At 69.8% G+C, this 20,759-nt stretch carries 18 protein-coding genes; 9 read left to right on the top strand and 9 right to left on the bottom strand.

The features are described 5' to 3' along the window. Position 1 precedes the first annotated feature (1 nt). From JQN83_RS13080 to JQN83_RS13120, 9 genes are all read left to right on the top strand, one after another. Positions 2 to 655 carry a GNAT family N-acetyltransferase gene (locus tag JQN83_RS13080; RefSeq protein ID WP_208567382.1) on the top strand — a complete coding sequence of 218 codons (654 nt, stop codon included), beginning with the start codon at positions 2 to 4 and terminating at the stop codon, positions 653 to 655. Positions 656 to 783: 128 nt separating this feature from the next. Next, positions 784 to 1,557 carry a hypothetical protein gene (locus tag JQN83_RS13085; protein WP_208567383.1) on the top strand — a complete coding sequence of 258 codons (774 nt, stop codon included), beginning with the start codon at positions 784 to 786 and terminating at the stop codon, positions 1,555 to 1,557. Between the two features lie 124 nt (positions 1,558 to 1,681). Next, positions 1,682 to 2,593, top strand: a complete 912-nt coding sequence (locus JQN83_RS13090) for a S1 family peptidase (protein WP_208567384.1) — start codon at positions 1,682 to 1,684, stop codon at positions 2,591 to 2,593. A gap of 698 nt (positions 2,594 to 3,291) precedes the next feature. After that, positions 3,292 to 5,079: an Hsp70 family protein gene (locus tag JQN83_RS13095; protein WP_307799220.1), complete on the top strand. Its 1,788-nt coding sequence runs from the start codon at positions 3,292 to 3,294 to the stop codon at positions 5,077 to 5,079. 22 nt (positions 5,080 to 5,101) lie between these two features. Beyond that, positions 5,102 to 7,111 carry an AfsR/SARP family transcriptional regulator gene (locus tag JQN83_RS13100; protein ID WP_244252311.1) on the top strand — a complete coding sequence of 670 codons (2,010 nt, stop codon included), beginning with the start codon at positions 5,102 to 5,104 and terminating at the stop codon, positions 7,109 to 7,111. A gap of 1,013 nt (positions 7,112 to 8,124) precedes the next feature. After that, a complete protein-coding gene (locus JQN83_RS13105) occupies positions 8,125 to 8,616 on the top strand; it encodes a hypothetical protein (RefSeq protein WP_208567386.1) in 492 nt (163 codons plus the stop codon). Positions 8,617 to 9,646: 1,030 nt separating this feature from the next. Further along, positions 9,647 to 12,409, top strand: coding sequence for an AfsR/SARP family transcriptional regulator (locus tag JQN83_RS13110; RefSeq protein ID WP_208567387.1), 2,763 nt, complete (start codon positions 9,647 to 9,649; stop codon positions 12,407 to 12,409). After that, positions 12,406 to 13,353 (top strand): DUF2637 domain-containing protein, encoded by a 948-nt coding sequence (locus JQN83_RS13115; RefSeq protein WP_208567388.1) that lies wholly within the window; start codon positions 12,406 to 12,408, stop codon positions 13,351 to 13,353. Before JQN83_RS13110 ends, JQN83_RS13115 begins: the two co-directional genes overlap by 4 nt. Before the next feature lie 20 nt (positions 13,354 to 13,373). Further along, positions 13,374 to 13,610, top strand: a complete 237-nt coding sequence (locus JQN83_RS13120) for a hypothetical protein (RefSeq protein ID WP_208567470.1) — start codon at positions 13,374 to 13,376, stop codon at positions 13,608 to 13,610. Between the two features lie 73 nt (positions 13,611 to 13,683). On the opposite strand, the gene JQN83_RS13125 is transcribed toward JQN83_RS13120, so the two are convergent. From JQN83_RS13125 to JQN83_RS13165, 9 genes are all read right to left on the bottom strand, one after another. After that, positions 13,684 to 14,340, bottom strand: a complete 657-nt coding sequence (locus JQN83_RS13125; protein WP_208567389.1) for a hypothetical protein — start codon at positions 14,338 to 14,340, stop codon at positions 13,684 to 13,686. Positions 14,341 to 14,522: 182 nt separating this feature from the next. After that, entirely contained in the window at positions 14,523 to 14,918 is a 396-nt protein-coding gene (locus JQN83_RS13130; RefSeq protein WP_208567390.1) for a hypothetical protein, read from the bottom strand. Next, positions 14,915 to 15,580 carry a hypothetical protein gene (locus JQN83_RS13135; protein WP_208567391.1) on the bottom strand — a complete coding sequence of 222 codons (666 nt, stop codon included), beginning with the start codon at positions 15,578 to 15,580 and terminating at the stop codon, positions 14,915 to 14,917. Before JQN83_RS13135 ends, JQN83_RS13130 begins: the two co-directional genes overlap by 4 nt. After that, a complete protein-coding gene (locus JQN83_RS13140) occupies positions 15,580 to 15,999 on the bottom strand; it encodes a hypothetical protein (RefSeq protein WP_208567392.1) in 420 nt (139 codons plus the stop codon). The genes JQN83_RS13135 and JQN83_RS13140 overlap by 1 nt, the downstream gene beginning before the upstream one ends. A 102-nt stretch (positions 16,000 to 16,101) precedes the next feature. Then, positions 16,102 to 16,623, bottom strand: coding sequence for a hypothetical protein (locus tag JQN83_RS13145; RefSeq protein ID WP_307799221.1), 522 nt, complete (start codon positions 16,621 to 16,623; stop codon positions 16,102 to 16,104). Positions 16,624 to 16,747: 124 nt separating this feature from the next. Beyond that, a complete protein-coding gene (locus JQN83_RS13150) occupies positions 16,748 to 17,734 on the bottom strand; it encodes a DUF932 domain-containing protein (RefSeq protein ID WP_208567393.1) in 987 nt (328 codons plus the stop codon). Positions 17,735 to 17,907: 173 nt separating this feature from the next. After that, the gene (locus JQN83_RS33050) at positions 17,908 to 18,480 is read right to left on the bottom strand and encodes a hypothetical protein (RefSeq protein ID WP_307799222.1); all 573 of its coding nucleotides are present in this window, start codon (positions 18,478 to 18,480) and stop codon (positions 17,908 to 17,910) included. Continuing rightward, on the bottom strand, positions 18,477 to 19,109 hold the full coding sequence (locus JQN83_RS13160; protein WP_244252312.1) for a hypothetical protein: 633 nt from the start codon (positions 19,107 to 19,109) through the stop codon (positions 18,477 to 18,479). Before JQN83_RS13160 ends, JQN83_RS33050 begins: the two co-directional genes overlap by 4 nt. Positions 19,110 to 19,192: 83 nt before the next feature. Next, positions 19,193 to 20,467 carry a hypothetical protein gene (locus tag JQN83_RS13165; RefSeq protein WP_208567394.1) on the bottom strand — a complete coding sequence of 425 codons (1,275 nt, stop codon included), beginning with the start codon at positions 20,465 to 20,467 and terminating at the stop codon, positions 19,193 to 19,195. Positions 20,468 to 20,759 lie beyond the last annotated feature (292 nt).

Consider the following 20,759-nt stretch of genomic DNA (forward strand, 5'->3'; position numbering starts at 1 on the left):
GATGGCCGAGATCCGACCCGCGCAACCCGGCGACGTGCCCACGATCACCGCCCTGCTCGTCGACGCCGTCACCGACGACCCCGTCGCCGAATGGCTGGTGCCCGACCCCGCCGAACGGCAGACGGTCTTCCACGGCCTGCTGGCCATGGAGATCGACCACGCCGTCGAATGGGGCCACGTCGACGTCCCCCTCGACCTGACCGCAGTGGCGGTGTGGCACCGCCACCCCGTCCCCGACACCGCCGTCCTGTCCGAACACCACCTGGGCGTCTTCGCCGGCCGCGCGCTGCCCCGCTTCCGGCAACTGCACGCACTCGTCGGCAGCTACCGATCCGACGCGCCGCACCACTGGCTGTCCTGGCTCCACGTCACCCCCACCCGACGGCGACAGGGCATCGGCGGGCGTCTGCTCGACCGGCACCACCACCGGGCCGACCACCTCGACGACCCCTACGACACGGTCGTGACGACGGAGGCGACCCGGGACTTCCTGAGCGGCCACGGCTACCGCGCCGGCCTGCCCCTGCACCTGCCCAGCGGACCCCGGCTCTGGCCGCTCACCCGCAGCGGCAACCCGGCCGCCACCACGGAGAGCGCCGGGTCCGCATCACCTGAACTGGCCGTTCCCGACGACCTCCGCGACAGGAGGCACTGACCATGACCAAGGTCCGAACCGCCGCCGGGTGGCAGCGGCCCACCCGCGCCCTGGTCTTCGCTCTCGTTCTCGCCGTCACCGTGCCCACCGCCTGCGCCCCCGTCCGCACTTCCACGCCATCCGCCGACGTGGCCGTGCAGCCGCCTGCCTCTTCGACACCGACGAACGAACCGCGGACGGCGCAGGAGCGGCTGCGCCTCCTGGCCGACGCGATCACACCGGTCGCGGCCGACGCCGAGCCCGGCCCGCACACCTACCTGCACATTCAGTCGTGGTCCCGAGCGACGACGCTCGTCAGCCGGTGGGACATCCGTCGCTGGAGCCAGCCGGACGGGTCCGGCCGGGTCATCGAGCGCCGATTACCCGACCGAGGAAATCTCACCCGGCTACCGGACGGCAGCGACCGGGACGCCCTCGCGGCGGCACCCATGGTGTCCGACGAGACATACGCACGCGGCGGCCTCGCGCGCCCCGGCTCCGAGCCGATTCCCGGCGATCGTGCCGGCCTCCAACAGCAACTCGGCACCATATCCCCGCCCGAGAACGGCCCCGGCTCGGTCATCACCGGCGTGGTGAGTCTGAACAACGAGCACTACCTCGGCCACCGACAGCGCCAAGTCATCCTGCTGATCCTGGCCGACCTGCCCGGCATCACGATCGACACCACCGCCGCCGACATCGCCGGTCGCACCGGGATCGCCGTGAGCCTCAACCGCGACGGATCCACCAAGCGCCTGATCATCCACCCCACGAGCGGGGAACTCCTCGCCTTCCAGGAAACCTTCAACGCCTGCCCAGCCCGAGGCAAACCATGCCCCCGGCCCGGCCTGTTCGACTACCGGCTCTACCTCGAACGCAGCCGCACCGCACCGGCCAACGGGTCACCCACAACACAGCGTTGAACCCGGCACCGGGAAGCCGTCGACACCACCTCGCGGTGATGCGCGCCCCGGTACCCCTCAGTCTCGCCGCGTTCGTCGCGGCGATCCCTCCGGCACGGTGCCGGAGAGGACGAGAAAGGAACCCATGAAGATCACCCTGTACCGGCCGATCGCCACCGGCGCGGCCGTGCTCGGCCTGCTGGCCAGCGCCATGCCGGCCTCGGCAGCACCGCTCGATCAGCAGCCCGCGCCCTCGGAGGTCACGCCGTCCGTCGTCGGTGGACACGACGCCACCGAGGACTACCCGGGCATGGCGACGTTGCAGTACAACCGCAACGGAGTGTTCGGGCATCTGTGCGGTGCGACCCTCGTCGACCGCCGTCACGTCGTCACCAACGCACACTGTGTGACCGAACCCGACTCCGGCACCGTCGACCCAACGCTGTTGCAAGTCCGGATCGGCTCAGCCGATCGGACCAACGGCGGCGTGGTCGTCGGCATCGAACGGGTCCTCCCACACGCCGAGTGGGACTGGGGCACCGGAACCGACCGGGTCGCAGACGTGGCCGTGCTCCGCCTGAACAACCGGGTCAACCTCAAGCCCTTCACCATCGCCCCTCGCGTCACCGGGCGAGGGGCGGTCACCCGCATCCTCGGCTGGGGATCGACCAAGGCATCGGGCGAAGGACCGCTCCCGGTCACCCTCCAGGAGCTGGACACCACCGTCACGGGCAAGACGGCGTGCGCGGCAGCGGGCATCACCGCCGGTGAGATCTGCATCGCGAACGTGAACGGCACCGACGGTGCCTGCTACGGCGACAGCGGCAGCCCCGCCCTCCAACGGCTCACCCCACGCACGTGGGCCGTCATCGGCGGCGCAAGCCGCGAGACCGCACCCATCTGCGGAACGGGCGCAACCGTCTACACCTCCCTGCCCTACTACGCGGGCTGGATCCACCGAGTGATCGCCACCGGCAAAGTCCCGCCGCGCACCACCCCCGCCGACAACACCCCCTCGGCAACCACCCCATCGCTGCGCTGGACCAGCACGGCGTAAACGCCTGCGGCCCGGCCCGCCCCGGCAACACCCTCGCCGGGGCGGGCTGGCAGCAGCAAACCTCCAAATCCAGGGCGCAGACCGTGATCGGCCCTCGTGATGGCCGTGTTCCACCGAGCCTCCGCGACCGATAGCCGAACTTGGAGCATGCCCCTGATGCCCCTGTGGTAAGCGGCGGCTCCTCGTGATCGAGCTGGTTACCAGAGCCCTCCCCGAACGGGCCGAGTTCTCAACGGTGCCCGACCGGACGGCGTGATCAACGGGCACACTCCCGATCCGGCGGGAGTTCCGCCCGATGGCCCGTTGACACCGGAGCCGGTCCGGCTGTGAGGGGCACTGGGCGACCGGGGGCGCCAGCCTCATCGGCAGCAGCTCTCCCCAGCCCGAGCGCCGCCATGCACCGTTCGTCCGGAACGCTCGGTTGCAAGCAACAGGTGTCACCGGCTCAACCCGCTACCGCAACCCGCCAACCGTAAGCCCCAACCAGGAGGAGCAGCGGATGCCCGCCAAAAGCACCACGATCGCTAGGAGGTGCCCCTGGCCTGGACTGCTTCGATTCTCCTGAGTGATCAGGAGGTGACTTGAATGGGCATTCATGTTTGACTACCTGCGTGGGGGCGGGGGGAGCACGGCTGTCGATCGACTGCGGTAGCGCGAGCACCGTAGCCGTGCTGGCGTGGGCTGACGGTGGTGCGTCGGTGTTGCCGTTCGATGGTCTGCCCTACCTGCCCAGCGGCCTGTTCCTGGCCGAGGGTGGGCAGGTATGGACGGGCCGGCAGGCGTGGCAGGCCGCCGAGACGCAGCCGCACCGGTTCGTACCGAACCCCCGCCGTACCGGCGATGGCGAGTCGGTCGTCGACAGCGCTGAGGCAGAGGCGGTGGAGCTGGCAGCGGCACCTTTGCGGCGGGCTGCTGCGGAGGCCGAAGGTGTTGTCGGTGAGCCGGTACGGGATGTGCGGTTGGTGGTTCCAGCCGGGTGGGGGCCACGTCGGCGTACCTGGATGCGGCAGGTCGCGCACCGGGCAGGTCTCGGGCAGCCGCGCCTGGTGGAGGCTCCGGTGGCCGTCGCGGAGCACCTGGTAGCCACAGGTGCACGGCTGACGGCCGGATCCTTCATCGTCGTATGTGATGTCGGCGCGGGCGTCGAGGTGACGGTGCTGCGCCGAGGCCCGGCAGGGTTCGAGGTCCTCGCCACCCTCGCCGACCCTACGGCCGGTGGTGCTGCCGTCGACCTGGCATTGACCGCTGCTGTACTCAACGGCCGGGAGGTGCCTACTGGCGGGATGGGCCAATGGGTGATGGCGGAAAGCGTCCGGGTCGCGAAGGAAACCCTGGGCTCGCACCCGGCGGTCACCGTGCCGGTCGCCGGCCACCACCCGGTCATCGCGGACCGCGCCATGCTCGACGCCGCCGCCCAACCGGTCGTACGGCGGGTCGCGGAGTTGACCCAGCAGTGCATCGCCGCCGCCGAACTGACCCCCGGCGACCTCGCGGCAATCTACTGCGTCGGCGGCAGTGCTCACCTTCCGCGCCTAGACACCGCCATCGCCGAGCACACGGGAACCAGTCCGGTGCTGGTGGCAGAGCCTCAACTCGTCGCGGCGCGGGGCGCCGCCGAGGTGAGCGCTCCCGCAGTCGGGGTGGGTGCGGTGGAGGTGACGGTGCCGCCGATCCGGCGGGCCGTCGCCATCGCGGTGCCCGGCCTCGCCTCCCTGGCACTGCTGTGGCAGGCCCTTCTGACCGCCGAACGCAACAACACCCTGAGCGCGTACTACTACGTCCTGTTCAACCTGGGCGAGTTGACGATGGCGGCGGTGTTCGCCCTGGTGGCCTGCATCGCGGCGGGCACCATCCTCGGCTCGTTGATCGCCGCCCGCAGCCCCACCCCCGAACTACACACCGAAGGCGGGAAAGTCAGCATCGGCATTCTCGCCGGAGTCTCCCTCGGCGTCGCCATCGCCGCCCTCTACGCAGTCGTCATCAGCCAATACTTCGGCCTACCCCTGCGCGGGTTCCTCACCTGGGCGCTCTGGCCGATCGCCCCCACCGCCGCCCTCGCCGTGGTCATGGCGATGATCGCCGCCCGACAATGGCGTACACCCTCCGGCGGCTGGTCCACGCTCCTGGCCACACCGACCGGCTCGGTCGTCACCGCCGCCGTGGGCATGGGACTCATCCAGTACGGACGCACCGCCGACCGATGGCCGCACCTGGTGGTATGGCTCGACCTCACCGCCCGCATCGGCGGACTCCTCCTCGGCATCGGCACCGTCATGGCCCTCGTAACACCCCTGATGTTCCGCATCGTGCTCGCCATCCCAGTAGCGTTGATCAGCGCGGCGATCGTCACAGGCCCCGCCACCGGCATCCTCGGCGTCAGCTACGCCATAGCGATCACCGTCTGGTGGGCAGCACGCGTATGGACCCGCCTCATCCACCCCACCACCGGCCCCACCGCCCTCAGCCCACCGGGTCGAGGCGGGTGACATGCGCTGGCCACGACAATTGATGTCGCTGCTGTTCGTCCTGGCGTTCCTGGTCGGCCCACCGGCGGTGCTCCTGACCTTTATCGGCCCGCCCCTTCGCGGGTGGCCGACCTCGGAGCAGTTGCGGGCCTGGTTGCAGCAGCCGTTGACCGAGGAGACGCTCACCGCCGGACTCGCCATCGGCGCGTGGCTGGTCTGGCTGCTTGTCGCCTACACCGTTGCCGTCCGGGTCATCATCCGCCTCCGCGCGACCACGGCGTGGCTACGGCGGATGCCCCTTCCCACACCGTTACAGGCGACGGCCAGTGGAATGGCTGGTGCGGCCGTCTTCGGCGTCGCTACCAACACCGTCACCACCACCCCGCCGGAACCGCCACAGCCTGTAGCAACAGGCACCGCCACATTCCACGACGAGACCGCCCCGGACGACCATCGCGACCAGGCCGTACGCGAGGACGGGGTCACGGTTACCGGCGGTTGGCTGCCCCGGGACGTCGCCGAACAGGTCACCGCCGCCGCAGCACTGGTCTGGCTACGCCGCCGCCGCGACTACCAACCCCACCCCACCCACCCCGACGACACCGACCTCACCCCACTACCGCCCACCGTCACCGCCGTCCAAGCCGCCCTCGCCGACACCCCCTCCACGCCGCCGTCGAACGAAAGCGCGGCCCCCTTCGAAGCCCTGCCTGCCGGCGGGGTGGGCCTCACCGGACCTGGCACGCTGCCCGTCGGGCGAGGACTGCTGGTCACCGCCATCCTGGCTGGACAACGCCGCAGCTCTACGTCGTTGATCGTCACGAAGGCAACGCTGGCCATCCTTCTCGGACCGGCTGCGGAGACGCTCGGTCAACGCCTGCCACTGACGATCGTCGACACCGTTGACGAAGCAGCACAGCTACTCCAGCCCGCCAACCCCGTCGCCGGTGAAGCCATCCCTGGCCAGCGTCCGGGCGAGACGTCGAGTGGACACGGCCATCGAAAGATGGTGCTGCTGAACGACCACGACGGCAGCGAGCAGCAGTTGAAGCACCTCGCCGAGACAGGCACCGCCGCTGCTGCTCTCGTCGTCGTTCTGGGAGAACAGCCGGACGGGCCAAGCTGGCACGCCGACTCCACCGGCTATCTGCGCGACCCACACCACCCCGACATGCCTGGCCCACGGCTATGCATCCTGGACTGGACGGCGACCACCGACCTGCTCACCGTCATCGCCAGTCCCGGCCCGGCACCCGCCCATCCCGACAGTGGACGCCCACCACTCCCCTACGCGGGATCACCAGAGCTGCCACTGTCACGACAGGTTGCCCGGCACGAACCTACGCGCCTGTCCACCGCATCCCGGCAACGGCTTCACCTGCGCGTCCTGGGTGACCCGCAACTGCTCATCGACGGCGAGCCCCTGACCATCCGCCGCAGCGCCAGCCTCCAAGTCCTCGTCTACCTGGCCATCCACCCCAGCGGGGCCGACACCGCACAACTCACCGACGCCATCTGGCCAGGACTGCCCCGTCACTCCCTCACCGGCCGCCTCTACACCGCCCTCAGCGACCTCCGCAGCACCATCCGAACAGCAAGCGACCTACCCGTCATCGACCACTCCGATGACCGCTACCGCCTCAACCCCGCACACATCGACGTCGACCTGTGGCAGCTCCACACCACCATCCACCAAACCGCCGCCACCCTCGCCCACACCACGGCAGCCTGGCAGGCCGTCCTCGACGCCTACCCCGCCGACCTCGCCACCACCCGCACCTGGCCATGGCTCGACCCCCACCGCGAAGCAACCCGCCGCCGAGTGATCGACCTATGCGCCGCCCTCGCTGCCAAGGAGTCCGACCCACACCGCGCCCTGCAGTTACTGCAGGATGGCATCGGCGTCGACCCGTACAACACCGACCTACACAGGCTCGCCGACGGTGCCCTCACCGACCTCGGCTGCACTCAAGCAGCCGCTAAGCTGCAGCACCGCCACCAGCAGACCCTTCGACGTGCTCGATCGGCATACCGCCTCCGAGAGGATCAGTAGTCGAAACCGCTGCGCCTGTACGTATATGCGGGTAGCATCATCGAGCCGTCGGCTGGCGGGCTCGCTACGGCCGGCTACCTCCAAGGTGCTTACAGTTCTCGTCTTGCGACCCGCTGGAGTCCGCGCCCTTCTCTGTCAGGCACTTGCGCAGCCACCATTGAGGGCCATATGACTGTCAGCGCTAGGTCGCGACAGGAGGTCAATCTGAGGCGAGATCCTGCACCCAATCCAGCTGATCTCGATCGAGGATGGATATCGCAGAGAAGCGATAGCAATTGCGCTAGCGCATCGGCGACGCACGACCGAGATGTTCCGAACCCCCAACTAGCCGCCCCCTCTACAGCGGTAGTTTGGCTGCCCTCGCTTGCCATTTCCTCAACAAAGGATTAGGCGACGAATGAAGCAACTCATGCAAGTTTCCGCTCCAAAATCGCCCGTATAACCAAATGCGGCATTTTATCCGCATTAGATAGTTAAAAACGTATAACCGATAATTTGATTGCCTTCAACGAGCCTCGACCGAAAAGGATACGGGCACTGTCGGATTCTTTACACTACTCCCCGTACACCCTTGGTAACTTCTGCTTCCCTCGACGGCGCGGCTACCGAAGGCGGACCGAGATTGCCCGGCCAGAGAACCAACAAAGCCCAGCCCTTGCATCTGAACGATGACGTTGAGCTCACCCAGTTTGGGGAGGATGGCGTCGGCTACCGCAACGCCCTGCGGATGGAAATCGGCGAGAACGAGATGTCGCTGGTCATTGGCCGCCAGACTCCTCTAGCTGCCGCCTTGCTGGTGACCAAAACAGCCCCACCCTGGGCAATCGCCCGATACACGACCGTTGGGGCCCTTCGAGCAGCTAGGTTCCGTGTAGAGCATACGCCGACGCGAGGCAACTCCCTTCATGTCTCAGCCTATCCACCTGATGGGACACATGGGCCTGCCGAGTGGGACGACAGTATGGCGACCAGCTTCGATAAGTGCTTCACTGGGGAGACAGGAGGTGTCTCTAATGAGTAGATCCGTTTTGCCGGACGTGGGAAACTTGGCTTGGGCGCCCATTACCTCACTGGAGGAAGTCGAGATTTTTGACCGCCACAACGGCGTTCCAACACTCGGCATCTTTCGCACGAATGGCCAGAATCATCTTTTTTGGCGCGTGATCGGATATACAGGAGACATCTCTCTCTGGCTGTACGTACCCCTCAGCCCAGAAGAAGACGTAATTGTCGAAGAGGATGAAGGTCCCGGAATTCTCGACGGCATCATTTTCCGATGCAAAGAGCCGCGATATGTTGCGGTTGGGGTAGCCGACTATCACAGAATTGTGTTTGAGCGTGAGTGGAACATCCCTCCTGGCCTCAGCAATACTGACCTACTGCAGCCCCTTCTGGAGTTTGTTGCAGAGGCGTTGCAGCTAGCTATCAACCAAGGGCTACCAGCCAGCCGTAGAGATCTTTTCCAGAAGGCTCGCGAGGCTGTACGAAATCTCGTCTCCTGCTGAAATAGTTGGGTACCGAATCGCGACTCCGATAGTGCAAGATCCAGCACTTCCGCAGAAGCCACAGCAGCACCAGCGAGCGTAGCCTTCGCCATTGCCCTGCCTTCCCGTCTGCCGCCAGCCCACACATCGTGGAGTAGGTCGGGGCCAGGGTGACAAGGTGGAGCGCCCTACCGTACGAACGACCTTGTCGCCCCAGCCCTGACCTGCTCGGCTCTCTGCCCGGGCCAGTGGCTGCCGGGATGGGCATCCCACCGCCCACTTCCCCGCCCTCATTCCTTCCCTACCTCGGACCCGTGAGCGCCTGACGGAATCCAATCGGGTAACTTCGTCCCGGCCGGCCGTCGACCGGTCCAAGGTGAGACGTCACGTGGTGGAAGACCGCCGGGAGGATCGGGGTTGTCGTCCTGCTCTTGGTCAGCGTGGACTCGTGATCGGTTCCCTTCACGGAACCAGTGGGTGACGCGCGGGGCGGGCCTGGGCTTCGGGCCGGCTGACTTTCCGCCCCGCCGCCGAAGGCGAGCAGGGCGGCGGCTCCGCAGGAGCCGGTTACCGCGCGCGCGTAGCGCGCTTGATCTAGTACAAGCTATTCGGCAACAGATCACCGCAAGCTTCGAGCCAACCAGAGCCAGCACGACGACACCAACCGCCTGGCATCTCTCACCCGCAACGACTGCGCAGCCCGCATGGTTCTCGGCTCATCGTGCCCGTCGATCTTGATCCATTGCCATGACGCGAATAGGCCGAGCCTTGCGCACGTACGTGCCCTGCCCCCTGCACGGACCCGACCAGACCCTGCGACTTGAGGTCGGACGTGCGACCTGCTCAGGCCCAACGATGGTCCTCGACTAGGACGCCCTCGACATCCTCAACCCCGGGGGGGCGACCAGCTACTCCGGTAGCCCTGTGACCTGCGGTTGTGAGGTCGTGTAAGGAAGTGTGAGGTGTTGTAAGGTCCTCAACCCGCCGTCTCGCCCATCGCGCTCTTACGGTCTGTCTCACCAACCGCGGCAACGCCGGAGGGAGACAGGCCATGGCGAAACGGGTCTCGGCAGCAGCCGTACACGCCGTCACCGCAGTCCTCGCGTTGGCACCGCCAGCGCTGCTCTACCAGGTCGGCTGGCTCACCGTCCCCGTGCTTCCCACGGACCGGCTCCGGGCGTGGGTGCACCAACCGCTGACCGCCGGCTTCATCGCCATGTTGGGATACGCCGGAGCTTGGGCGCTGTGGGTGCTACTCGTGGCCGCCGTCGCCGACCACGCACACCAGTACCTCACCGCTCGCCTGCGATGGCATCTCACCCTGCACCTACCCGGCCCTCTGCAGGCGCTCGCGGCGGCGCTGCTGGGTACTACCGCCGTCACGACCGCTGCTGCCCTTCCCGCCGTCGCGCACGACCACACCGCAGCCGATACCGATCCACCCCCGGCCGACAGGGCCACCCCGATCCGCGATGCCCCAGCCCAACCGCCGCCAGCCGAACCTGTACCTCCCCGCCAGGGAGCCACTGCCACCTCGACAACAGCGACCGCCGCCTCGCCGCCGCCGACGACGGGATCCGCACGTCACGCTTCCCCGCCGGTCCTCAACCGCACCAGCGCCCATCCCCCACCTCACGCCTCGGGCGAGAAGGTTCGGGTCGTTGCCGGAGACACCCTGTGGGACCTGGCTGCCGAGCATCTCGGTGATGCGACCCGTTGGCGGGAGATCTACACCCTTAACCGAGGACATCGCCAAGCCAACGGCCACGCGCTTACCAACCCCGACACGATCCACGTCGGATGGAAACTCACCCTCCCCTCCCACCAGGCCACATCAGCACCCGTTCCACCTCGTCCCGAGCCTCCTGCCGCCGGCAACTCCGGCCCCGCCGCACCCGAAGCAGAGACGACGCCCTCTGCCCCATCCACCCCTCACACGTCGCCAGCCCCGCAGCACTCGACGCCGCACACCACTACGCCGAGCACACCAGCAGAGACGACCGGCGCCACGACATCGGCCCCGCAACCCGAGCGACCCCACACCGAGCCGTACGACGAGACAGGCATCGTGCTGCCGGCGCAAGGCTGGATCAGTCTCGGTCTGGCCGCCGCCATCGCCGCCGTAGCCACGCTGCTTCGCCTTCAACGACGCCGCCTCGCCCGGCTGACCTTCACCGCAGCCGCATGCACCGCGCCGCACTCTGCCCCGGTGCCGCCGCCTCTGGCGCACGCCGATGCGATCGGTTGCCGCCACCTCGGCCTCACCAGCAACGACCAACAGCCCGCTCACCCCACCATGCCGGCTCCCATCGGAGTCCACGGCAACGGCACCGAGGTGAGCCTGTTCCGCCTCCCCGGCCACGGCCTCGCCTTGCACGGTGAAGGGGCCGTTCCGGCGGCCCGCGCGGTCCTCGCCGCCGTGCTGACCACCGGCGCGGCCGACACCGCTTCCACTCGCCCGGTCGTCGTCACGACCACCGACCTACTGGGGCAGCTTCTGCCTGCAGACGTCCCGGTGGTGGGGTTGGATCCCGACGGCACCGCATACGACGGAGAGCGCCTGATCGTCCTCGCCGACACCGACGCCGCTGTCACTCACGCCGAGGAGGAGATGATCAGCCGACGACGACTGCTGGACACCTTCGACACCACCACCATCGCCGACGTGAACGCCCGCAGCGACCATGCCGAGACCCCGCCGCCGTACGTCCTGCTCATTGAACCGGCCACTCGGTACGCGGGCCGCGTGCAGGCCATCGCCGCTCACCGCAGCGCCCTGGATCTCCACCCGATCGTCCTCGGCCTTCACGACGGCCTTCCCACGGTCGAGATCACCCGCGACGGCATCACCCGCAGCGACCGCCCGCACCCCCTGAGTCGGGTGTCCACCCTGAGCGCGGAGGACCTGGCCGCCGTTCTGGCCATGCTCACTGACGCCCAGGCCCGCCCGGAGCCCGGTGTCGAGTTCGACGATCCGGCCGCCGCCGCCACACCGACCGTGCCGACCGTCGAGCCCTGCCCGGTTCCGCCGGAGAACCCGACAGCCCTGGTGCACCTTCGGGTCCTCGGCCCGGTCACCGTCACCACCGCCGCTGGCCCGGTGACCACCGGGATGCGCAACGGCTCCTACGCCGTCCTCGCCGTCCTCGCCGCCCACCCCGCCGGCCGCACTCTCTACCAGCTCACCGCCGACCTGCACCCCGACGTGGACCCGGCCTCCGCCGTCAAGCGCGTCCGGACCGACATCACCACCGCCCGCCGCGTCCTGCGTACCGCGAGCGGCCACGAGGAGCACATGTTCATCGTCTTCGACCCCGCCACCGGTCGCTATCACCTCGACCCGCAGACCGTCACCGTGGACCTCTGGCACATGCTCACCGCCATCAACCACGCCACCACCACCGACAACGACGACGAGGCGCTCGCCGCGCTACGCCGCGCGACCGACCTGTATGCGGGTGACTTCGCCGAAGGCCACGACCACCCGTGGGCCGTCGACTACGCCACCATCTACCGCCACCAGATCCTCACCGCCTACGCCCGCATCGCCGAGTTCCTCGAACCCGACCATCCTGACCGCGCGGTGGCCGCCCTCGAACGTGCCACCGACCTCGACCCGGTCAATGAGGAGCTGTACCAGCGGATCATGCGGATCCACGGCCGGCAGCAACGCCCCGACGCCGTCCGGCGCACCCTGCGCCGTCTGGAGGAACGCCTCGCCGATCTGGTCGACGCCGAACCGTCGCAGGCTACCCGCCGTGTCGCCGAACGCCAGCTTCTGCCCGCCGCTTCCCGGGTGGGGAGGGCGTCATGACCGAGACCCGGCTCCGTCGGATGCAGTGGGCGGTGCGGGCCACGCTGGCCCTGGGGGTGGCCGCGTCGGTCACCGCGAACATCCTGCATGCGCAGGCAGACCCGATTGCCCAGGCCATCGCGGCATGGCCACCTCTGGCCCTGCTGATCACCGTCGAGCTGGTCACCCGCATCCCCGTGCACCAGCGGGCGCTGGGCGCGATCCGGGTCATCGCCGCCTCGACCATCGCCGCCATCGCGGCCTGGATCAGCTACCACCACATGGTCGGAGTCGTCGCCCGCTACGGCGAAACCGGCACCGTGCCCTACCTCCTGCCGCTCTCCGTCGACGGGCTCATCATCGTCGCCTCGGTTTCCCTGGTGGAACTCTCCGCCCGCCGCCGCGAATCCGAGAACCCCCGACCGGCACCCGCCACAGCGACGCCCCCGCCCGCCGCGCCCACAGCGACAGCGCAGCCGCCGGTTCCCGATAACACCGCACCACCCCATCCGAATCCCGCACTCGAACGCCATGACGACGGCGACCGGTCGCGCCCGGAGGTCATACCCGTCCCCGAGCAGCGCCCGGCCATCCACAGCTTGCAGGGCCCCCGGCTCCAGAGTGATCGGGACAGTGAGCCGCCTGCGGACGAAGTCTCCGCTAAGGAGATCGACGCGGACGATGACGTGGGCCTGTCTGCGGATCTCGTGCCGCTGCTGCCCGCCGCCCGCACTGCCCGCGACGAGCTGATCCGCGAAGGCCACACGGTCAGCCGCGATGCCCTCGCGCGCCGGTTACGCCGCAACGGCCATTCCCTCCGCAACAGCGGGGTGTCGGAACTTCTCGCCGCCATCCGGCCGAAGACCTCTCCGGCCGTCGGTTCCCGTCCGCTGTCCACCGCTGGTGAGCCTCACCTCGTCGCCTCGCGCGCAGAGGCCGCTGTCCCCGGCCCCGGTTCGCCCTGACCGGCGGTCTTGATCGGGGCGTGGAGGTCGACGTGGATGGGCACGGCTGCCCGGTCGGGCAGCATGCCGAACAACGTCAGGAGGCACCAGAGATGACCGACCATCCACCCACGCGCCGCACCGTTGAGGTCGACGCTGACGTGTACGACGTGTTGGCGCGTACTGCCGCCAGTCGAGACACCGACGTCAACGGCGCGCTGCGCTACCTGATCGAGGCGCCGACGCCTCGGACCGTCGCGGACGACGACGAAGACTGAAGCAGCACACAGGACACGTCGCCCGGTCCGCGCTGGCGGACCGGGCGACGTGTTCTGCGGGTCCGCGTGACCCCTACGCGGGTGCAGCGCCGGTCGCGTCGGCGGCAGCGGCGAGGAGTCGTTGCGCGGTGCGCGGGGTGATGCCGAGTTGTTGAGCAAGGATCACGCCGAGCCCACGCCGGTCCTGCCCGGCGGCATTGGCCTCGGCGAGGAGCGTGACGGCGGCCCGGAGGCGAGGGTCGTCGGCGTAGGGGTGCGGCTGGCGAGCACCGGACGCGCCGAGGGGCCGGCCGGTGGACTGCCGGCCGGTGCGGGCATCGGCGACAGCCCAGACGGTGCGGCGGAACCACAGGCGGCGGACCCGTCCGTCGGGCAGCGTCTCGACCCGGTCGGGATGGTGGAGCAGGGTGTCGGGCAGGTTGCGGTACGAGCCGTAGCCGAGAACCTTCGCCGCCGCGCCCGAGCCGAGGAGATCCTCCGGGTCACCGCGGCGGTCGACCCTCGTCAGCTCCGCCCGTTTCGCCCTCAGGTGGGCGGCGTGGAACGCCTCGATGTCGTCGAGCCAGAACCACTCCCGGCCGTCGTGGGCGAAGCCTTCGGGGAAGCCGAAGCGGGCGCGGTGGCTGCGCCAGTGGATGACGGTGGAGTAGGCCGCGCCGGTGTGCGCGGCGACTCCGGCCCGGTCGAGGGCGATCCGTCCGTCGATGACCTGTCGTGCCACGCCGTTCATCTTCCTCTCCGGCCAGCGGCTACCGCTCGCGTGGTCGAGATGGCGGTGCTCGGGCCAGAGGGTCGGGTACTTCCTGGCTCGGTGGGAAGCCGTGTACTCAGCGGCCCCGCAGCGGGCGAGGTGACCGGCCGGGCGGTGCCCGCACTTCCGGGTCCGCCCGCCGGTCACCGTTCCTCACCCGGTCACGTGGGTGGGCGTAGCACCTTCCATGCCACCTGCGCCATGCGGTCGATGCGCAGCGCGGCCAGTTTCGCGCGGGTGGCGGGCTTGAGCGCGTCGTACACGGTCAGGATCGCGGCGGCGGTGGTCGCGTCCACCAGCACCCCGTCGATCTTGCGGCACGCGCCGCCCTTCGCCTCGCGCAGCAACTCGATGACACGGGGGTCACCTGCGGTGGCGTCGTCGGGGAGCGCGTCGATGTCGGCCAGCCCTTCACAGTCGGGGCAGGTGACAAGGTGCGGGTCCTCGGTGATCCGGCCCACCGGCACGCGCTCTGCGCCGCACACCGGCCCGACCCGGCGGCGGGTCTTCGCGTGGGTGAGCACGGGCCACCCGGGCGTCCCCGTGTCGGTGGTCATGGTGCCTCCCCCGTCGGATGGGTCCAGATGCCGAGCGGGCGGCCGGGCACGATCCGGCCTCGGCCGGGGACGAGGGTGTCGAACACGTCGGAATACCGTTCGTGGAGTTGGCCCCGGGTGCGCATGAGGTGTTTGCCTCGGGTGAGCTTCGCGGGCAGGGCCTCGACCACCCGCCCGATCAGCCCGTACAGGTCCCGGGCCTCAATGAAGGCGGCGCACCCGTCGCACGCCGACCAGCCTTCGCCCCACGCCTGGGTGAAGGCGTGCTCGGTGTCGGTGCGGCGCACCCGTGCCGCGTGGTGTCGAGTCTGGTAGTCGCCTACGGCGAAGACCCGTGCGGTGACTCGGCGGGCGTCGGTGATCTGGTTGGCGCACCGGTAGATCCAGGCGGCCCCCGGTGCGGAGCAGAAATCACAGTCGATGATCGGATCGGGGATCTCGGTGACGGGTGCGGGCTCGGGGCGGTGGTCGCTGGACTGGCCGCGCTGCTCGGCCGCGTGCAGGTACTCGACGATCAGACCCCGGTTGTTGAGGCGTACGTTAAGCGCGCGACGGCAGCGGCGGCAGTAGAACGGCTCCGGGACCGGCGCCACACTCGCGCTGACTACTACCGCCTCGGGGAGTCGGGCGGATTCCTCGTGGTGCGGGGAGTGCGGTGGCATTACTGGTCGCCTCCGTCCTGGTTGCGGGTGGGCTGCGGCGGGGCGGGGTGAGCGGGGCCGAGAGTCAGGCCGAGGCGCAGGGTCGCGAGGTCGACCAGGCGTCGCAGCAGGCTCGCCGTGCCGGTGCTGAGGTCGGCGTCGTAGTCGCGGGCGATACGGCAGGCCTCGCGCACCGCCACGCACGCGGAGGTGAGGGCGGCCTCCAGGGCGGCGCGGTCGTCCTCGCGGGTGGCCCGCCTGACGTTCTCCGCCGGGTAGGTGCGCTCGTCACCGGTGGGAAAGCGGAGGGTGTAGCGGCGGGCGTAGGTGGTGTGCGGGGTGGAATAGCGGACATCGGTGACGGTGCCGAGGCGGTACTCGACCGGGTCGGCCGGGCTGATCACCCGGGCGGTGTCGCCGTACTCCAGGGACCGGTACATCAGGACTCCGTTCAGGGGTGCGTGCTGGTGGGATAGCCGTTCTCCGGGGGGTGCCGCGCGTCCCGGGGGTGGGACCGGGTCGCGCGGCTCCCGTCGCGGCGGTCAGGGTTGGGCGGCGGCCGGTGGGCGGTCGGCACCGCCGGGGGTGGCCGGTGGCCAGGTGGTCCCTTCGGTGGGGAACGGTGGTGCGGCCTTCACGTGGGGCAGGCCGGGGTCGAGTTTCTGGCCGATGCGGTCGAGGCTGACCGCTCCGTACGCGGTCAGGTGCGCGCCCACGGCGAGGGCCTGTGCGCCGGTGAGCAGGACGACGAGGCGGCGGGCGTGGGTGTCGTGGACTCGCAGCTCGACGTACCCGGTGGTCAGCGGCCGGACCGGGAGGAACCGCTCGACCTGTGCGCCGCCGGGTGCCGTCGCCCAGATCGCCGCGCACAGCGCGTTCCACTGCTCGTTGACAAGGGTTTCCCAGTGCTCCGCGCGGGCGGTGAGGGTCGCGTGTTCGGCCTGACTGGTGGAGTGTTCGGCGAGCGCGCGGGCGACCTCGGCCGCCGCGAAGTTCGCGCACACCCGGTTGGCCAGCGCGATCATGGTCCCGGCGGTGTGTTCCGGCGTCGGCAGCGTCGTCACGGGAGACTCCGGTGGAGGCGGGGGCGTCGAGGCAGGCGGGGTGGGGGCGGTATCGGCGGCGGGGTGCGCGCCGGTACCGGAGCCGGGCGGGGTGTTCCCGCGCCGGCCCCAATGCCGGCCCACCTCAGACCGCCAACAGCTCGAACGCGCGGGCCTTGAGGTCCGCTCCGGCACCGGTCAGCGCCCGGCTCGCCCGAACGAGGTTGGTCTTCGCGGGGGCGAAGTGGTCCACGTACTCGGTGATGGCCTGGTAGCCGGCCCACCGAGTGCCCTTGATCGCCCTCTGCGTGTCCGCGTCCCGGATGAGGTAGCGCAGCGTCGCGGTGCGCTGCTTCGCGTTGTTGCGCGCCGTGTCAGAGGCGTCGTCGGCGAGGGGCCACACCTGCGCGACGATCTTCTCGAACTCGCCCATCGTCAACGACTCGTTGATCATCTTCTCGGCTTCGGCCTCGAACGCGTCGAACGCCGTCCACATCAGCCCGAGGGCCTGCCGCGCCTCGGCGATCTTGCTGGTCACGTTCGACGTGTGCCGAAATGTGTACGAGCTGCGCGACCGCTGGTAGGCGAGGGCCTGGGTGTTCGCGCACACGATCCGCACCGGGGTCGCGTCCAGGCGCAACGAGGCGGTGCCGTCGTGGGAGGTGGTGGCCGCGAGGTACAGGTCCATGTCATCCACCCCGGCAATCCGCATCGCCGTCGGCAGCTTCATGGTCACGAACACCGACCGGCCCTTCCGCATCGAGCCGGCGGTCTCGAAGTGCGCGCCGGAGGCGTCGACCAGAAGGTTGAGGGTCTCGGCGACCTGCTCGTTCTGCACCACCGAGTAGTCCTCGCCGACCACCCCGAGGTACTCGGTCTGCCCAGTGGCCGGGTTGGTGCGCACGGTCATGTACTTGTCGGGGCAGTCGACCTTCGTCACCCCCCGCTCGGTGACCTCGATGCCCTGAAGGGCGATCTTGCGGACCTCCCAACCGCCGAGCCACGCCTTACTCATCACCTCCTGCGCGGTCATGCAGGCATCGGTGACGGTGCCGAGCTGGTGCCAGGCGGTCAGCCGCGCGGAGGCGAAGGCCGTCTGGCCGTTGGCGAGGGTTTCCAGTTCGTGTGCCACGGTGGCACCCCTTCCCGGTCGTGTGGTGTTCGGGTGGGGCGGCGGGCCGGGGATTCCGGCCCCGACCGCGCCGTCAACATCAATGTTTCCTACCTCCACGTGTCGATCAAGGCGATTGGTTCGAGTCGATGGAGGTTTCTGCGGCGAATCTGACGCCCGCCGCCGGGCGCGGCCTACCGGGTGTCGGTGGCCGGGCGTAGCCGCCCGTCCGGCCCGTACAGATACGCGCGGACGGTTGTGAACGGGGCCGGTAGGTACACGGTGAACCCGTGTTCGGCGATGAACCGGGTTCGGTAGGTGCGGGTGACGCCCAACAGGTACCGGTCGGGTTTGTCACCGTGCGACCCCGGCGGAATGATGCCCGCCCCGGGCCGGTCGGCACGGGCGCGGCCGTGCCGACCGAGCGCGATGTGCGGGCACAGCGACAGGGCGGCGGTCATACACTCGGGGTGCCCCGGCGGGTCCGCGTAGCGCATCAGCTCAGCGGCCCGGGGGCCGCCGAGGAACGCCACCCAATAGCCCATCGGCTCACCGCACAGCGAGCACCTCCGTTCGACCGCGAGGCGGGTCGAGACGGTGGTGTTGATCGTGGTGAAGTCCACGTGCGACCCGCCGCCCGTCGAGTCGGGGTGGATGTTGACCGGTGGGATAGGCAGGCCGCGTCGCGAGTCATGAGGACGCGCGGCCAGCGAGGGCGGGATGCCGGGCCCGTCGGCGGCCGGGCCGGGAGCCGATGGGCCGGTCACGAGGCACCGTCCGCGCGGGTGGGCCGGGCATCGGTCACGGTGACGTGCGGTAGCTGCGCCCGCAGTACGGCGTGTGCCTGTTCCCATTCCGCCTCGGTCAGACACCGGCTCACCGGTTCGAGGTGCGCGGCAGTCATCGTCACGGCCATGACGTCGGCCTCGTCCGCCGAGTCGAACACGGCCACCATGTCGCCCCCGGCAACCACATAGACGCGAGGGTCATCGGCGGGTGAGGCCACCGGGGCGGCACGGCGGTGTTCGGCCAGCCACCGCTCGACCACCTCGGCCGGGTTGCCGGTCAGGGTGCCGGTGTCGTAGCCCTCGTCATCAAGCCACCCGAGGTGATCGGCGGCGGTCCAGTCAGGGTGGATGAGCCACGATTGCCGTACGGCCTGCCACATGGTCAGCCGTGCCGGGACGCCGATCGGGTCCGCCGGTTGCGAACCGTTCGTGCCGGGCACCGGGCATAGCGGGGTGCCGTCGCGGTGGGACGTAGCCGGGCGCGAGGCGAACCCGTCGAGGGGCCAGTCACGCGGCGGCACGGTCCGGGCCGGTTCCCCGCATTCGGGGCAGCGCAGCGACCCCGGCGCGTGCATCGGGCCGTCGGGGTGGTCGTCGGGGCTGGTCATGGTCTGTTCCTTCCGTGACGCTGGTGGGTGGGCGTGCGGGTGCCGGGGCCGGGCGTGGTGCCCGGCCCCGGCGGGGCGGTAGGTCAGGCCGCCACCGGCGCGGTGGCGGCCTCGTCGGTGCCGGCCTCGTCGGCGCTGGTCTCGTCACCGGCGGGCGGGGTGGTGTCGGTCTCGGGCGCGGCCATGAACGCGCGAACCTCGGCGGTCGGGGCGGGCGGGTTGTCCGCGAGGGCGTAGGTTTCCGGGGCCTCCCGCGTCAGGATCAGCACCCCGAACCCGGTCAGCTTGTCCATGCCGTTGCGGACCGCCCCGGGGCTACGTCCGCCGATCTCCCGGGCGACGGTGCCGGGGGTGACATCGTGGCCGGGGCCGAGGTCACGCATGAACGCCTCGACCCGGTTACGCAACTCGTTCTTGCCCAACTTGGCCGACCCGTCGCTGTTGACCTCGCCCGTTCCACGACCGGTGCCAGCCACCCGCCGCGCGGACGGGCGGCGAATCTTGCGGGTGTGCCCGCACGTCGGGCAAGTGGAGTGCGTCGGGGCGTTGGCCGGGTCCACCGTGGCGAGGTCACCGTCGCCGATCACCCACAGCTCGTCACCGTCCTCGGTGACCGGCAGGCGACGGGCGGCCCCGGCAACCTCCATCGCGGCGAGGATCGTGTCACCCATCGCCACCGACAGGCCGCTCTCATTGATCGCCGCGTCGGCCGTGATGCCGTCCGGGTGCCCACCGAGCACCCCCGCCATGATCAGCACTTTGAGGTCGGGCTGCGCCCCGACCGGTGCCCCGGACACGGGCACGCCGGACACCGGGGCGGGCACCCCGGACACCGGAGCCTCCGGCAACGTCGTCTCAGCCGTCGGGGCGTCGCTCGTGGGGGTCGGCGCGTCGGCGTCGGTCGGGGCGTCGGCGGCGACAGCCGCGTCGGGCGTGGTCACCGCGTCAGCCGCCGGGACGTCACCGGTAGGCGACGGCGGGTCGGCCGGGTCGGACGTCGCGTCACCGGCCGCCGCAGCGTCGTCGGTGAGGGCGGCGGGCTCGGTGGCGGCATCCGGCGTCGTGTCCGGGGCGTCCTGCTCGGGTGCGGTGTCCGGCGACATATCGTCGGCCGCCGAGGCGTCGGGGGTGAGGTGCCAGACGTCAGCGCTCTTACGATTGCCCTTGGCCGGGTCGGAGGTGCGGGCGGCGGTACCAGCGGCCTCCATGGCCGCGAGCGCCTCGGTCACCACCGACAGCGGCAGGTTCCCCTGTCCGGCCAACTTGCGGGCGGTGACGCCCGGAAGGCGACGCAACTCCTCGGCGACGGCGGACCGGGCCTCGTTGGTGCCGGGGGTGAGATTGATGTTTGCGGTCATGGCAGAACACCTCCACAAAAAGGGGTCGGCAATAGCGATTCCGCATGCGCGGCGCGCATCGTTTCTGCGGTTTCGCTGGGGCGGTTTTCGTTGCCCACGTCCATGGACGCTCGACGCCCGATAGTTGTCAACCCCGCCCACCAAGACTCTTTAAATGGTTCGCGTCGCGCTCCATTCGGGAATCCGTCGCCGTGTCCCGCAATGCCATTTGACGGCCCCCACATCGCCGCCTTGCCCCCTGCCGCGCCGCCCCCTACCGCTGCACAGGGACGGTGGCGACACGTCGGCAGGG

The sequence above is a fragment of the Micromonospora antibiotica genome, from assembly GCF_017599305.1.
Lineage (GTDB): Bacteria > Actinomycetota > Actinomycetes > Mycobacteriales > Micromonosporaceae > Micromonospora > Micromonospora antibiotica.

Coding starts and splice junctions, on each gene's coding strand:
- JQN83_RS13165 (WP_208567394.1), bottom strand. CDS start 20,467: ATGACCGCAAACATCAATCTCACCCCCGGCACCAACGAGGCCCGGTCC.
- JQN83_RS13080 (WP_208567382.1), top strand. CDS start 2: ATGGCCGAGATCCGACCCGCGCAACCCGGCGACGTGCCCACGATCACC.
- JQN83_RS13135 (WP_208567391.1), bottom strand. CDS start 15,580: ATGCCACCGCACTCCCCGCACCACGAGGAATCCGCCCGACTCCCCGAG.
- JQN83_RS13130 (WP_208567390.1), bottom strand. CDS start 14,918: ATGACCACCGACACGGGGACGCCCGGGTGGCCCGTGCTCACCCACGCG.
- JQN83_RS13110 (WP_208567387.1), top strand. CDS start 9,647: ATGGCGAAACGGGTCTCGGCAGCAGCCGTACACGCCGTCACCGCAGTC.
- JQN83_RS13100 (WP_244252311.1), top strand. CDS start 5,102: ATGTCGCTGCTGTTCGTCCTGGCGTTCCTGGTCGGCCCACCGGCGGTG.
- JQN83_RS13140 (WP_208567392.1), bottom strand. CDS start 15,999: ATGTACCGGTCCCTGGAGTACGGCGACACCGCCCGGGTGATCAGCCCG.
- JQN83_RS13125 (WP_208567389.1), bottom strand. CDS start 14,340: ATGAACGGCGTGGCACGACAGGTCATCGACGGACGGATCGCCCTCGAC.
- JQN83_RS13090 (WP_208567384.1), top strand. CDS start 1,682: ATGAAGATCACCCTGTACCGGCCGATCGCCACCGGCGCGGCCGTGCTC.
- JQN83_RS13115 (WP_208567388.1), top strand. CDS start 12,406: ATGACCGAGACCCGGCTCCGTCGGATGCAGTGGGCGGTGCGGGCCACG.
- JQN83_RS13105 (WP_208567386.1), top strand. CDS start 8,125: ATGAGTAGATCCGTTTTGCCGGACGTGGGAAACTTGGCTTGGGCGCCC.
- JQN83_RS13160 (WP_244252312.1), bottom strand. CDS start 19,109: ATGACCAGCCCCGACGACCACCCCGACGGCCCGATGCACGCGCCGGGG.